Source organism: Nostoc sp., from assembly GCF_036916975.1.
GTDB lineage: Bacteria > Cyanobacteriota > Cyanobacteriia > Cyanobacteriales > Nostocaceae > Nostoc.
In genome coordinates this window covers 18,717-32,901 of the sequence record NZ_JBALFF010000062.1, presented here as the reverse complement: position 1 = coordinate 32,901, position 14,185 = coordinate 18,717, and the positions used below count along the sequence as shown (strand labels likewise).

Below are 14,185 nucleotides of genomic sequence, written 5' to 3'. Positions count from 1 at the left end.
GTGTAGCGGCTGAGTATCTGAAATTTCTCCGATTCTCTTCCCGAGTGAAAAAGAGTGAAGGATGAAAATTTTGCCTTTTCATCCTTCATCCTTTCTACGATTCTCTTCCTGATGCCCAGGTATCACGCCATTTTACAGTGCCTTCTTTGGCAATTACCCAGCGGCGGTTAACGAGATTTTCGCGCAGAGGCGATCGCCCTTCCCGCCACATGGCATATTTATAAGCAATTAGCTTACCAGTACTCTCGTCAAAGGGAATCTCAGCAGACCAAGTATTCGAGTTGATGTACTCTAAAGGATAGGCTTTGCTGATATCCCAGTTACCCAACTCTGGGCAATCTCCTGTCACCACAATGATTTCACCGGGTTGGGTATCCACGCCATTGAGTTGCACGCGGACAATTGTCTGTGCTTTTATTCGTTCGCCAACGTGGCTAAAAACCAGGACTCCCCGTTCTTGTAGTACCAGATCATAAATCTTGCCGTCTTTCACCTCATACTTATTGCGAGTCACCACGCAAGTATGTTCTCCATCGGGCAATTCTGTTTCTACTTCTGCTAGAGTAACTTCTGCTCCCCGGTTTAAAGCTACAAAACACAGAGAGTCACGATAACGGCGTACATAACAGTATATATCTGCTGTTAAGTATTTTTGCCAGTGGCTACCCATTGACACGGCTGGATTCAGTCGCCGTAAGCCAGATAGCAGCCTGACGCAACGATAAACCTCACTCTCAGTATCCCAATTTTGCATCATTGGGCGGTTATACGGATCGTTACCGCCATCGGTGTCGTCATGCAGATATTGTTCTGTGCCGTAATAGATGCAGGGAATACCGCGACAGGTCATAATTAAGGCGATCGCAACCTTCAACATAGCTGGATCGGGGTTCAGCGATTGAAAGCGGCACATATCATGATTATCGATGAAGGTAACTAGCTCTGCTGCCCCGTTATAGCGATAATCTTGGTCAAAAATGTATTGAATTGTCTGGAAGCCCATTTCTGAACCTTGTCCCAGTGCGGCTCGAATTGCCACGCACAACCCAAAGTCTAGCAGTGTCATGCCTGAGTGGTTAACAAATTCCACTGAGCGATCGTCAGTAGGATTACTGTAAATCCATTCACCAAATATGAATACATCTGGTTTATGATTGCTCATATCGCCAGTGAATTCTTGCCAAAACCAGATCGGCATGTGCTTGACAGTATCCACCCGCAGTGCATCTACACCCCGGTCTAGCCATTGTTTAATGGCTGATTTGATATATTGACGATATTCGGTATTGTTTTCATTGAAGGTTGCTAGACCAGATAATTCACAGTTCTGTACTTGCCAATCGTCTTCCCAGTTTTGCACTTCGCCGTAGTGGTGATACCAATTATTGACATCATCATTGAAGTCAGCAATTTTTACTCCATCGTCATACAATTCACCTTTACTACCGCTAGTGTCAGGGCTGCTATGGTTGCAGACAATATCTAGCACCAGCTTCATATTGCGCTTGTGCAGTTCTGTAACTAACCGATCAAAGGTCGTATTTTTTTCTTCTTGGGTAGCGTTTAAAGAAGGATTTTCTCCATCAGCAATGTAGCGAGGATTGAGCCGCTTAAAGTCTTTTGTCCAATAGCCATGTAGGGCTGCATTGCCAACAAATAACTCTTCAACCTGCTCAAACAGTGGAGTTAACCAAAGGGCTGTCACTCCCATGTTTTTGAGATAATCTAATTTATCGATGACACCTTGCAAGTCGCCACCCCAGTACTTACCCCAATCTTGTCTATTTGGATCGTACAGTTCTGAGTTTGCACCTTCGCTGTTATCTGGATCGCCATCATAAAAGCGATCGACCACAAGAAAGTAAATTGTTTCCTGACGAAATTCAATATCTCTGGTGTAAAGAAACTCTAAGTCAATCTCAGTATCTGATGGTGGTGTTTCTATAATAGCTTGTACTTTTTCTTGTGCAGAATCAACCTTATATTGATCTGGTGAAAACTGAGATGGAGGAGTTTGTACCATAAAAGAACTCAAAATTTAATGTAATTCATACTTGTAGACCAACACTACAACGTTTCGAGTATTGTCTGTCGCTACAAACTTTTGTATTGTGACATCCTGCCCACGGTGTAGGTATCTATCGTTAGCTAGTTTATAATTCTATCGATAGATATAATTCATCTGCTAGAGGATAAAAATTAACAACTATAGCACTTATTAACGGTAATTACCTGATAACAAAAATTTACAATATTTAATTAAGTTGAGTTGTGGTAAATATTGAGCCTAAATAGTATTTAAGTGTATATTCGACAACAGATTTTAGAAAACCTTAACTCCTTGGAGATTAGCTGCCAACAATATTTTTTTACACCTTATCGATACTGAGTAAACCACCTATTAGCCAACTTTTTCTCTAGAAAATTCGCTCTATTGGTAAACTGACCATTGTCACTTTCAATCTGTTATTACTATCAAAGAATTAATTTAGGTAGCATTTATGACCAAATATGACAAGGTTTTTAACTCACCAAAGACATCAGAGGAATCGCTAAGTCCAGAGGAAGCGGTGGCGGCGATCGCAACTGTGACTGCGATCGCTGATTCATTGATTGAAGATGTCGATGCAGAAAGTTTAGCGGGTATCCTCTGGGAATTCGAGGTTTTCGAGGAATATTCGGAAGATGAAATCACAGAAATTGTTGATAGGCTGATCTCGATTGCAGAAGAAGAGGGAATTGGGCCTTTGTTTAATGTCGCCAAGGTATCTCTCTCAGATGAATTAGTGCTGGATGGTTTTGCTGCTGGGGTGATAGTGCTTTTAGACGATGAACTCGCCATCCCAAAATCGAAACAACCCTACCTCAAAAAGCTACAAGCAGCCTTAGAACTTGAGGATGAAGAAGCAGAGGAAATCATCAAGGAGGTAATTGCAGCCTTTAAAGAAGCAGAAGAAGAATATACAGACGATGAAGATGAAGATGAAGATGAGACAGTAGTCATCGAAGATTTTAGTGAACAGACATATCAATCTCCTTTAAGTAATTTTTCTGTGCCGATTCCGGTTGATCCCCAGCAGGGCGGTAGAATTCAAAGTCAAGAAGGAGTCGTTGGCTTTTCCGATGACATGGGTACTCTGCTGAGAATCGATTATTATCCTTTCCCCCTGGAACAGTTAGAGGAACTGGAGTCTGTTGGACAAGAAGAATATTTGCAGACAATTTTAGTAGATAAGTATGTACCCCAAGCGATTTTTGTCAATGTACCAGATGCTTCTGTGGAGTATACCGAATATCTGGCAGACACTTTGCGAGGCGCTTACTATGTATTAATCGATATGCCCAAAGGTTCGACGATTTCTAAGCAAGAAAATAATGGAACTGCGATCAGATTAGACGCTTACCGGGGGCTGCTTACCTTTATCAAGGGTGAATTTTTGTATATAGTTAGTAGTCAGCACAGCTTTATTAACGGCGAAATTCCCGATTCTCTTGAAGAAGAAGCTGAAGATATCAAGGAGAGTATTTTAGAGTTTGTTGAGACTATAGAGTTTAGTTAGCGCATAAAGGGTTAGAAAATGTTGGCTCAAGTCTACTTCAGTAGATTAAGTAATGTGAATTAAATAACATCCAAATATGATGTTTAACCTCACCCCCAGGGCTATTTCATTCTAGATATAAACCGCCCAGAACTGAAGTTCTTTGGCTTTTAGCTAAAGTCCGTTAAAACGGACTATAACCTTTTTTCAGTCGTCTTTAGACGACTTTCGCTATTAGACTCAGAATTTATTCTGAGGCGGGCTAGATGAGAATGAAATAGCCCTGCCTCACTCCGCCTTTGACAAAAGTCAAAGTCTCCCCTCTTTGTGAGTTCAAAGAGGGGTTGGGGGTGAGGTTTTGTAGTTTATTAAATCCGCGTTCCTAAAGATTTTTGGTATATTTAAACCGCGTCTATCCTGAAACCTGTAGTTCTTCGGTGATGAAAAGGATTTGCCCTCATCCCCCAACCTATCCCCCAAAATTGGGATTCGGGGAGCCAGAATTTCAAAGTCCCTCTCCCAGATATGGGAGAGGGATTTAGGGTGAGGGCAAAAACTACGGTTCTCAACTTAGATGAGGTTTAGTCATCAACAGAAGACTTTTGCTATTACTAAAAAACTGAAGTTCCTTACGAGACATCACTTTTGCCTGAAGCTTACACTAATGGGCAATGTTCCCGACATAAATCTATCTAAATGAAGATTTTCCTAAATTACGATTAGGAACGGATGGCGTTCAAAATTTCAGTCATGAACTTATCTGATGTACATTTGGAAAGGGCGATGTCTGACGACAAGCCCAGAGGCAAAATGTCTCCGGTGTTTACGCTTGTGATTTTTCATGACTTTAACCCTGCTAAACAATCGCTATCAAATTATCCAAGTAATCGGCGCTGGTGGGTTTGGCGAAACCTTTCTAGCAGAAGATGTCCACATGCCTTCTCGCCGTCGCTGTGTAATCAAGCAACTAAAGCCGATAACTAATAATGATCCACAAGCTTACCAACTTATCCAACAAAGGTTTGAACGGGAAGCAGCAACCTTAGAGTATTTGGGTGAAAGTAGTAACCAAATTCCGAAACTCTACGCCTACTTTTCTGAGAACGGGCAATTTTACCTTGTCCAAGAATGGATTCACGGCCAAACCCTAAAAAAAATTGTCGAAGCCAAAGGATTTGAGAGTGAAACAGCTGTTCGGCAAATTCTCTTGAGTCTGCTTTGGGTTTTAGATTATGTCCACAGCAAAGGCATTATTCACCGGGATATCAAGCCTGATAATATTATTCTCCGTTCTGTTGATGGCAAGCCAGTTTTAATTGATTTTGGTGCAGTCAAAGAAACAATCCGTTCTGTGGTGAATTCTCCAGGATACCCCACGCGATCGCTTGTCATTGGTACGCCTGGTTATATGCCTAGCGAACAAGCCGTTGGCCGTCCAGTTTACGCCACTGATATCTATAGTTTAGGCTTAACGGCGGTTTATCTGCTGACTGGCAAACACCCGCAAGAACTACCAACTGATCTTAAAACTGGGGAAATACTTTGGCAAGATCGCGCCCCTCATGTCTCTTCTCAATTGGCAGCAGTAGTCAATCAAGCAATTAAACCTATGACAAGCGATCGCTACACCACTGCTAGTAAAATGCTACAGGCTTTGCAGTCTGTTAGTAATATACCTCCTGAGTTAGCGGCAAATACTTCTACAGTTAGTTTTCCTCCCACTACATTAACTCGACAAACCCAGACATTATATTCTCCGCCAAAAAATTCTGCAATCGCACCGTCTTCTGGTGGAAACTGGCAAAAACCTGCTGTGATTGTTGGTAGTTTGCTGATAGGCGGCTTGCTTGGTGCAGTTGCAATTTCTAACTTCACTCGTCAGCCACAACCAGAAACAACCATTGCCACAAGTTCCACCCCATCGCCAGAATCTTTACCCACTCCTGCATCTACCGAACCGCCTGTTTCTTCCCAAACTTCTCCAGTCCCAGTTATACCAACCACACGACCAAAACGGCGAGTAATTCCCAATCCTTTGCCCACCTTTAATCCCCCAGTTGTATCGATACCACAGCCAGAAAAAGAGCCTGTAACTTCAGATACTCCAGCACCAGTAGCAGTATCCACACCACAGCCAGAACCAAAGAATGAGGCGATCCCTACTTTGGTCAATCCCAGCCCAGTTCCCACACCAGAAATGCCTTCCACGCCACAGAAGAAGCCGCGCAGCAAATTAGCTGCCACTAGCAGCAACCAAAGCGTTCCCGCATTCCCTACAGGTACACCAAGAAACATTGTAGAAGCCACCCTCGGCAAACCAAATCAAGATTTAAGAGGCTCATGGGGCAAGACTCGTGCTGTCGTTTACAAACTAGTGCCAGATAAAATTGACCTTGGCTACTTATTTGATCGTAATTCTAAAGTTTTGCGTCAAACTGAGGTATCTTTTGCCCAATCGGTAGACCCGCAGGTAATGGAGACTACTTTAAATGGAATGTTAAATGGGCAAGCCACTGAAAAAATTCAGCAGGGACTCAAACAAGTACAACAGCGTCAATCTGATAATTTTAGTTTTGATAATGGCTCCGTCAAGGGTCAGATTATCCGCCAAGAATGTGATTTTATTTACATTAGCATTTGGGATGAAAATCTACATGATTTTGTGAGTCCATCTACAGGTAAAAAGTGTTAATTTCCTGCTAAACATTGCCCTCAAAGCGTAGCCGAAGTATTGATTCTGACCGGAGGCGGAGCGCCTTTGGCTTTGCTCGTGAATTCAGCTATCCTGAATTCTTCTTCAATCATTACTTCTTAAATATTCAATCGCAGCCTCTAATTTTGAGGGGTAACTTTCTGCAAACCTTTCAAACCAAAGTCCTTCGGAAGAAAGTGGATCTACTTTGGCTAACCATTTTTTTGCTTGCACTTTCAAAGCCTCTAGTTGTTTGGTTTTAAGTTGTTCTTGTCGAATTCTTTCCTGTTCTAATTCTTGCTGTCTTTTTAACTCAATAACAGCATCCTCTTGGGCAAAATCAGCCTTAATTTCTGCCAAAATATTATCTATCAAAGATGACGACTTTGGCAATGATGGAATGAACGATTTAGCTGTGGCTGATTTTGACTGCTGTTGAGGTTGTACTTCTTTGTATTCAGTTTGGAGTTCAGCTAATAGCTTATCAATGGAATCCATTTTGGCAATTCCTAATAAATAGTATAGTTAGTCATTAATGGCATTAAGTAGCACTTCCGATAGACTCATATCTTCCATATCTTCCATAGTAATGGTGTCGCAGATATCAAACTTAGCACCAGCACTTTGGAGTTCATCGTCTAAGACTTTGAGAAAGCGGGTAGCTTGCTGATCTGTACCAACTTGAATAAAGGAAATAGCTAGTTCTTCATCTCGATCGATGCGGCGAGAAGCTTCAATAATTACCTTCATTACTGCTTTGCGATCGTCCGGTTCACCATCAGTCACCACTAAAATTGTTTCACCATTCGGCTTGGTTTGACCGGCTGCTTTGCGTTGAAGGTAATCATCAGTTGCATGTTTTAACACACCCGCTAAGTCAGTTGTACCAGAAGGATCATTTTCTTGGAAAATTTGCACTACTTTAGTAGATGTTACATTTTCGTATCGTTTAAATTTACCAGAAAATACATAAATAGTGATGCCATCTGGGTCAAATTGCTCACACTTACTAGCTAAAGCTAAAGTAGATTCCTGGGCTGCAACCCATCTAGTTCTACCACCCTTTTGGTCTTTGGTCGCCATGCTGCCGCTTTTGTCGATAATCAACGTATAATCACGATTTTCTAACATTATTCAATTCTCCAATAAAAAGGCAATCAATTTTGGATTTTAGATTTTAGATTAACCGTTAAGTAGCTAGGCAAGATAAAACCAAACTATGTAACGAAAAGTAAAATCTCTATATTTGGCTCGTAGTTGCGCTTTAGCGCTAAAGCACAACTACGAGCGAGTGATGATTATTTGCGCCCACTTACTTAATCTAAAAATAGGCTATTGGGAAATAAATTTGCGATTTGAGATTTTTTCATAGTTGAGATTAGTCGCTCTGAAACCAAATTTAAATTTTGAATCCTTCAATCCAAAATTTAAAATCTAAAATCTAAAATTGGTTACTGGACTATGGGCGATCAACACATTAGTCAGTTATTGCGTTCGTCAAGACATCTACAAGGCTCATTTCTTCTAAGTCGTCTAAAGTAACCGTGTCACAAATATCAAATTTAGCACCGACACTTTGCAACTGATCGTCTAAAGCTTTGAGGAACTTAGTTGCTTGGGCATCTGAACCCACTTGAACGAGCGAAATTCCTAATTCTTCATCACGTTCCATCTGGCGAGTCGCATGAATTATCACTTCAAACACAGCTTTGCGATCGTCTGGTTCACCATCGGTGATCACTAAAATTGTCTCTCCGTTTGGCTTGCTTTTACCGCCAGCTTTGCGTTGAAAGTAGTTATTGAGTGCATCCTGAAGTACACCTGCTAAGTTTGTTGTCCCAGAAGGGTCATTTTCAAGAAATATTTGTGCGACTTTAGCAGAAGTGACATCATCATAGCGTTTAAATCTACCGGAAAACACGTACACGGTAATGCCATCGGGGTCAAACTGTTCGGCCTTTCTTGCCAAAGCCAGAGTAGACTCTTGGGCTATCTCCCATCTACTTCTACCACCCACTTGATCGGGTGTGGACATACTACCACTTTTGTCAATGATTAATGTGTAGTCGCGATCGCTCATCATAATATTCCTATGATTGTTGCCCTGTGGTTCTAGTCTAGTCTAGGAATTTGACGATACAGCAAGCAAGGGGGAGCAGGGGAGGCAGCTTTCATCCCGTGAGTCAAAACAAACAGGACTTACGCTTTCAAGCCAGTGAAAGCCCTGCTTTCCCGTAGGGGCAATTCATGAATTGCCCCTACATTCCTAATGCGTAAGTCCTAACAAAGTATTTCTGCTGCTAAAAGTTACTTCCCTTTTGAAAGTAGCAATTACGAATTACGTACAGCCCTTTGGGCATGAAAACCGCGGAGCGTGCCGGAGGCTCTATTACGAATTACGAATTATCTCAATACCTCCATTTCTTGAGGAACCTTCATTTGGTCGAGAATTCCCCAAATTTCTTGTAACATCGGCTCTAACCCGGTGCGGGTAACTGCTGAAATCACAAAAACCGGCGCGTATGAGAGATGATTTAGTTGAATAGCTAACGCCTCCAAATCGACAGTTTCCCGATCAACTGCATCAATTTTGTTCAGCGCCAAAATTTGCGGACGTTCTGCTAAACCCCGTCCATAAGCTTGCAATTCTTCCTTAATTGTGTTATAATCTCTAACTACATCATCGCTAGTGGCATCAATTAGGTGAAGTAGCACTCGCGTGCGCTCGATATGACGTAAAAAATCGTGTCCCAACCCTGCACCGTGAGCCGCTCCCTCAATTAATCCGGGAATGTCGGCGAAAACAGTACCATCGCCAGTAGGTTTCCGTACTACACCCAAATTTGGGATGAGGGTAGTAAAAGGGTAGTCTGCGATTTTTGGACGTGCTGCTGATAAAGATGAAATTAGAGTAGATTTACCAGCATTTGGTAAGCCAATAATCCCTACTTCTGCCAAAAGTTTCAACTCTAGGCGCAGCTGCTTTATTTCCCCTGGTAATCCTGGGAGGGCGTATTCTGGGGCGCGGTTACGGTTACTCAAGAAATGCTGATTTCCTAGTCCGCCTTTACCACCTTGGGCAATCAGCAAACTCTGCTTAGGCTCAGTTAAATCACCCAACAATTCGGCAGTTTCAGCATCATAAATAATCGTACCACAGGGAACTTCGATGATTAAATCCTTTCCTGCTGCTCCAGTGCAGTTATTTGGCCCACCACGAGTGCCTTTTTCTGCCTGAAAGCGATGGTTATATCTGAAGTCCAGCAAGGTTTGCAGGTTTTCGTCGGCAACGAAAAATACCGAACCGCCTCTTCCCCCATTACCACCAGAGGGGCCACCAGTCGGCACATATTTCTCCCGCCGGAAGGCGACAATACCATCGCCACCTTTACCAGCTTCAACTTCAATTTTTGCTTGGTCGATAAATTGCATACTTAAATAATAGTGAAAAGTGAGGAGTTAGGAATTAGGAGTTAAAAATTATAACTCCTCACTCTTCACTTTAACTAAATATATGGTGAAATATCTTCACCGCATTTATCTACCAGATAGCAGAGGGCGCGGAAACGTAAGCTCACCAGTTGCTCATACAACGGGTTGATTTTACACATCGGCGGTATGTGGACAATCTTGTGTCCAAATAGGGTAACATCCCGCTCAAAGGGACACTGAGAGGGAATCATTTTACACAAAAAACGGGCTACTCTTGGGTCTTGGATATCTAGCCTATCCAGCCAGTCGCGCAGGGGGCGTAGTGCATCAATTTGACGCTTTGTAAGCTCAGGGCTGGCGATAGTGGGGGGAAGCTGTGGGTGTTCTAGGGTGTGGCGAAGGGCTTCTAGTAAATTCTCTGGTTGTTCTAAGGCTTGGCAGAACTGATGCAAAACCTGATCTTCGCTGGGAGAATAAGTGCCATCTGCGATCGCTACCATTATCCCTGTCCTTAAAAAATTTTCCGCAGCTGGTGTACCTTTACCCAAAACTGCGGCTAATTCTTGTGGCGTAATTACCTCTAGTGAGTCGCATTGAATCTTGGGGTCTAATTCATCTTTGGTGATGGTAGCAATTAATTCCTGTTCTTGCTCGTCAAAATTACCATCTGCCCAAGCAATGGTGAGTAGTCCACGCAACCAAGCGGCAATCTGTTCGCTGCTGTAGGGGGATTGAACGGTACTTGTCATAAACATCACGTCTCAAGCTTTCCTGAGTCACTACTAAGCTATACTACCCAGTGATTATGAAGATAGTGGGACAGCAGAGAATAATCAAGAAACCGCGTAGGCTTCGCTACCTCAAAACATAAACCAGAAAAATTTTCAAATCGCAACAGTCGGTCTTGGGGTAAAATCCCTCTGAGAGGAATCTTGAGAATTTTTTATACTTAAACTGAAAAGGGAGATTTAATCTGTGGTGTGGAGGTATTCATAAATAAAACCAAATTTCACCTCGGCATCATTCATACTAGACCCGAAATCATTTGAGATTATTACAGCATTTCCGCTTCAGGCTACCGTAGACATCGCTTACCAATTTGATTAAATTATTACTGCAAATTTTTCTTAGATAGACTGTTGTTTATGAGGAACTATCGTCTACAACTGGTTACGCACCTACACAATAAAGGTATACATAATGTTTTTATTTGGCATTGAGCATGAAGTCGCTTTTCTAAACAAAGAAGGAAAATTTGCTGATTTTTCCCACACCCATTTTGCTGATTTAAATCAAATTATTGAAAAGCTACCTACATACCCCAGCGACTATCCCCAACTACGCATAGGGAATGCGGGTATTAAGATGAAGAGATGGTACATTGAGGGATTTGAAAGATTTGCAGATTCCGACAAGGTGATAGACTGTCATGTTAAAGGTATTGAAATTAGAACGACTATACATTCTGATATTCAAGGCGCTATTACTGAATTATCAGAAAGTTTTCACTTACTACGTGAGGTTGCTGCTAACTTTGGTTTCTCACCAGTTTTAGTCAGTTTTAATCCCTATAATCCGGTTTTTGAACCTCATCCCCCATTAAACGATTACGAAACTAAAGAGCTACAGGCTTATCCTGACGAACAAACTGCTAATATTCACATGGTGTCTTATGGGCCTGATTTAAATATTTCAGTGGCAAATTTGTCTACTGAAGATGTGATTGATATTGGCAGAAAATTAACTTATTATAGCCCTTATATCGTCCCTTTTAGTTATAGTTCTCCTTTTTATAAAGGAGGTTTGTGGGATGGGCTATCAGTAAGGACATTTGTGAGAACAGGGAAAAGACCAGCAGCCCTAGTTTTTGTTCAAAAACAAGAACAACTAATTGATAGCACACCTTCCTTAACAAAAATCGCTCGGATTCCAGCTGAAGTGGGACGCATTGAATTTAAGGCTTGTGATAGTTGTGATAACTTTTTAATCTATGCAGCTTTACTGACATTATTAAAAGGTTTGGTGTTAGATGAAACCTTGCTGGGTAGAGAAACTGTACCCGATGCAGCATTACACCAACTTTCGGCAAAATCCGGGTTTGACAACGAGGATATTTTTGGAAATGCGACAAAAGTCTTGCAAGCAGCCGAAGTTGCTTTGGGAGATGACCCAGATGTTGATTATTTAACGCCGTTAAAAGTAATGCTGGCGAAGCGAAAAACAAGAACCCATGAATTAATAGAAATGTTCCATCGCCTAAGTTCAATAGAAGAAGTAATAAGGCAGACTTATCAAGTTTAGAAGAAATTGCGGTTTTCTCTTTTTTGGTTCATCAACCCCACCGAATTCAGCCAAACCGTCAGCAGCACCGCTTCCCGGTACCCAACAAACTCAGACACCTACGGTCAGTACAACTTCCTCACCGCACTTTTTTACGAAATGGCACATTTGGCAGGCTCCATCGCTGGCAACTCCAGTTATAGTGAGATGTTCCCTTCTAGTGATTGGATAAAGTCGAGCTAACTTAAGATAATAGTAGAGCCATTAACTTGGTAAAACTATATTAAGTCGATATACCTAGAGACTGATTTTATTTACAACTAAAGATATAGTAAATTTCATACTAGAGATTGATGCAGGGGTTAGTATTTTCAAAGTACAAGTAAAAACAGGGAACCTTGACAGAAGATTGTCAATAAAAAACCTAATGATTTTGCTAAAGAATTAAGGTGGTATTTGCTTTTTATCCCTTAACTAGTTCGATGCAGAAATTCTTTGACAATTTCTTCGTCAGGTTCGTTTATAAAGGACTTTCTGATTGAAGCCTAGCTGGCTATTTTTATTATTGCTCTTTACCAAGTAAGGTGCGATATGCCGCTATTTCAGTCAAAGTTCTGCATTGTTAAAGCTGTTATCGAGGATTTCAAATGAAATTTATTGCTTCTGTCTTAAGTCCAGTACGCTTCCTAGTTGTGGCTTTTACTTGCGCCTTACTATTGTTATCTAGTGCTTTTCCTGCTTTTGCGATCGATAGCTACCAAAGTGAACCAACTGAAGGTACTACACAACTGCTTGACATTCAGGCCAAAACTGACAAAGCTGGTCAAGAGCCACCAATAGGATTGAAAAAGACTCAAAAAGAGACTAACGAAGGACTTAATGAGGTTCAGGGAGCTGCTGATATTGACAAGCAGAAGCGTCCAGAAAATTCACAGGCTTCAACATCTGTCGAAGAAAATATAAAGAAGGTGTTAGAGAAAGTTACAGGTAAGTAACTCAATTAATAGTTCTGGTAATTTTTCGTTAGTAATGGGTGATTGCATTTACGCAATCACCCATTACTAATTAGTACTCTTAAGAGGACTAGAATTTAATTATAAAAATATGTTCACCCTAAGCATTTATGGTAAAATACGCGTTGCATAGTTTTGGTTAAAGATATCTTAATTAATAATTATATTTAGTATATTTTATTGTTGTAATCGAAAAAATCAATAAAGTTCGCTAATTACTAGAATCTTGGCTTACTACTACCTATTAAGACATAGGCATAATTATAAATATAGTAATTAATTTCAACCGAAAATGTTACCTTTGGTTGATGTGGAATCTGTCTAAAATTTGAGAAGTTAATAAATAAGTTTGCTTAGGGATGGAAAACAATGCGTTCGATAAACATTGGTTTGACTGAAGAACAGCGTCAAGGTGTAATTAATCTGTTAAACCAAGATTTGGCAGATGCTTATCTACTGTTGGTGAAAACCAAAAAGTATCACTGGGATGTCGTTGGGCCTCAGTTCCGCTCTTTGCACCAGCTTTGGGAAGAACACTACCAAACCCTGACTCTAAATATTGATGCTTTGGCAGAGCGGACGCGTGCTTTGGGTGGTTATCCTGTTGGCACAATGGAAGGATTTCTCAAGATTGCTAGCCTCAAGGAACATGCTGGTAATGTTCCCACAGCAACGGGGATGGTATCTAATCTAGTCAACGATCACGAGCAGGTTATTCGTAACTTAAGAGACCATGTAGATCAGTCTGGTGAACAGTTCCACGATCAGGGAACTGCTGACTTTCTGACTGGGCTGATGGAACAGCATGAAGAAATGGCTTGGATGCTACGCTCATTCATTGAAGGCGAAGCACTAGGCCCAGATGGTAGACAGCCAGCAGAAGGGGCTAAAACTCCTGTAGGTGTGTAGCTCATAACGTCTGAGTAGAGATAGTTGTCTATGAAACCAGTTAGAAGGAGGATTGATTTCTCCTTCTAACTGGTGTGAAAAAATTAATCTGTCTGCATCTACCTATTTACCATATTCATTACAAATAGGACTTACGCAAAAGTTACGGAATAACGAACCTTATTAGGCGCAGAGAAGCCAGTGCGCCCTTGCGGGTTAAGAGACTTGTTCGCGCAGCGTCTCCCCTTGGGAGAAGCAACTGGCGCGACACGGAAAAATAAGAGTTTGAGAAATATTTTGCGTAAGTCCTAACAAAAACAAGATAATATACCTTTGCAAGT

Annotated in this window: 12 protein-coding genes; 6 read left to right on the top strand and 6 right to left on the bottom strand. The window is 41.4% G+C overall.

The annotated features are described in order from the left end of the window. Positions 1-94 precede the first annotated feature (94 nt). Positions 95-2,023, bottom strand: a complete 1,929-nt coding sequence (locus V7K73_RS15030) for an alpha-amylase family glycosyl hydrolase (RefSeq protein WP_334881237.1) — start codon at positions 2,021-2,023, stop codon at positions 95-97. Positions 2,024-2,501: 478 nt separating this feature from the next. Here V7K73_RS15030 and V7K73_RS15025 point away from each other — a divergent pair, with 478 nt between their 5' ends. Both V7K73_RS15025 and V7K73_RS15020 read left to right on the top strand, forming a co-directional pair. Beyond that, a complete protein-coding gene (locus V7K73_RS15025; RefSeq protein WP_334881235.1) occupies positions 2,502-3,560 on the top strand; it encodes a hypothetical protein in 1,059 nt (352 codons plus the stop codon). 820 nt (positions 3,561-4,380) lie between these two features. Further along, complete coding sequence (locus V7K73_RS15020; RefSeq protein WP_334881233.1) at positions 4,381-6,231, top strand: protein kinase domain-containing protein; 1,851 nt, start codon at positions 4,381-4,383, stop codon at positions 6,229-6,231. Positions 6,232-6,336: 105 nt separating this feature from the next. On the opposite strand, the gene V7K73_RS15015 is transcribed toward V7K73_RS15020, so the two are convergent. The 5 genes from V7K73_RS15015 to V7K73_RS14995 form a co-directional block, all read right to left on the bottom strand. Further along, positions 6,337-6,729 (bottom strand): salt stress protein, Slr1339 family, encoded by a 393-nt coding sequence (locus V7K73_RS15015; RefSeq protein ID WP_334881231.1) that lies wholly within the window; start codon positions 6,727-6,729, stop codon positions 6,337-6,339. A gap of 27 nt (positions 6,730-6,756) precedes the next feature. Next, on the bottom strand, positions 6,757-7,362 hold the full coding sequence (locus V7K73_RS15010) for a vWA domain-containing protein (RefSeq protein ID WP_334881229.1): 606 nt from the start codon (positions 7,360-7,362) through the stop codon (positions 6,757-6,759). A 346-nt stretch (positions 7,363-7,708) separates the two neighbouring features. Continuing rightward, entirely contained in the window at positions 7,709-8,314 is a 606-nt protein-coding gene (locus V7K73_RS15005) for a vWA domain-containing protein (protein WP_334881227.1), read from the bottom strand. A 320-nt stretch (positions 8,315-8,634) separates the two neighbouring features. Continuing rightward, positions 8,635-9,663, bottom strand: coding sequence for a GTPase ObgE (gene obgE / locus V7K73_RS15000; protein WP_334881225.1), 1,029 nt, complete (start codon positions 9,661-9,663; stop codon positions 8,635-8,637). A 74-nt stretch (positions 9,664-9,737) separates the two neighbouring features. Continuing rightward, on the bottom strand, positions 9,738-10,412 hold the full coding sequence (locus V7K73_RS14995) for a Mo-dependent nitrogenase C-terminal domain-containing protein (protein ID WP_334881223.1): 675 nt from the start codon (positions 10,410-10,412) through the stop codon (positions 9,738-9,740). A 451-nt stretch (positions 10,413-10,863) separates the two neighbouring features. Here V7K73_RS14995 and V7K73_RS14990 point away from each other — a divergent pair, with 451 nt between their 5' ends. The 4 genes from V7K73_RS14990 to V7K73_RS14975 all read left to right on the top strand — a co-directional run bounded on the left by V7K73_RS14990 (position 10,864) and on the right by V7K73_RS14975 (position 13,865). After that, positions 10,864-11,964 (top strand): glutamate--cysteine ligase, encoded by a 1,101-nt coding sequence (locus V7K73_RS14990; RefSeq protein WP_334881221.1) that lies wholly within the window; start codon positions 10,864-10,866, stop codon positions 11,962-11,964. Positions 11,965-11,987: 23 nt separating this feature from the next. Beyond that, positions 11,988-12,146, top strand: a complete 159-nt coding sequence (locus tag V7K73_RS14985) for a hypothetical protein (RefSeq protein ID WP_334881219.1) — start codon at positions 11,988-11,990, stop codon at positions 12,144-12,146. 444 nt (positions 12,147-12,590) lie between these two features. Then, on the top strand, positions 12,591-12,938 hold the full coding sequence (locus tag V7K73_RS14980) for a hypothetical protein (RefSeq protein WP_334881217.1): 348 nt from the start codon (positions 12,591-12,593) through the stop codon (positions 12,936-12,938). Positions 12,939-13,325: 387 nt separating this feature from the next. Continuing rightward, positions 13,326-13,865: a Dps family protein gene (locus tag V7K73_RS14975; protein WP_334881215.1), complete on the top strand. Its 540-nt coding sequence runs from the start codon at positions 13,326-13,328 to the stop codon at positions 13,863-13,865. Positions 13,866-14,185: the final 320 nt, after the last annotated feature.

Excerpts from the sequence above, each read along its gene's own strand:
- obgE (WP_334881225.1), bottom strand. The coding sequence starts at position 9,663 with ATGCAATTTATCGACCAAGCAAAAATTGAAGTTGAAGCTGGTAAAGGT.
- V7K73_RS15015 (WP_334881231.1), bottom strand. The coding sequence starts at position 6,729 with ATGGATTCCATTGATAAGCTATTAGCTGAACTCCAAACTGAATACAAA.
- V7K73_RS15030 (WP_334881237.1), bottom strand. The coding sequence starts at position 2,023 with ATGGTACAAACTCCTCCATCTCAGTTTTCACCAGATCAATATAAGGTT.
- V7K73_RS14990 (WP_334881221.1), top strand. The coding sequence starts at position 10,864 with ATGTTTTTATTTGGCATTGAGCATGAAGTCGCTTTTCTAAACAAAGAA.
- V7K73_RS14980 (WP_334881217.1), top strand. The coding sequence starts at position 12,591 with ATGAAATTTATTGCTTCTGTCTTAAGTCCAGTACGCTTCCTAGTTGTG.
- V7K73_RS15020 (WP_334881233.1), top strand. The coding sequence starts at position 4,381 with ATGACTTTAACCCTGCTAAACAATCGCTATCAAATTATCCAAGTAATC.
- V7K73_RS15005 (WP_334881227.1), bottom strand. The coding sequence starts at position 8,314 with ATGATGAGCGATCGCGACTACACATTAATCATTGACAAAAGTGGTAGT.
- V7K73_RS14995 (WP_334881223.1), bottom strand. The coding sequence starts at position 10,412 with ATGACAAGTACCGTTCAATCCCCCTACAGCAGCGAACAGATTGCCGCT.
- V7K73_RS15010 (WP_334881229.1), bottom strand. The coding sequence starts at position 7,362 with ATGTTAGAAAATCGTGATTATACGTTGATTATCGACAAAAGCGGCAGC.
- V7K73_RS15025 (WP_334881235.1), top strand. The coding sequence starts at position 2,502 with ATGACCAAATATGACAAGGTTTTTAACTCACCAAAGACATCAGAGGAA.
- V7K73_RS14975 (WP_334881215.1), top strand. The coding sequence starts at position 13,326 with ATGCGTTCGATAAACATTGGTTTGACTGAAGAACAGCGTCAAGGTGTA.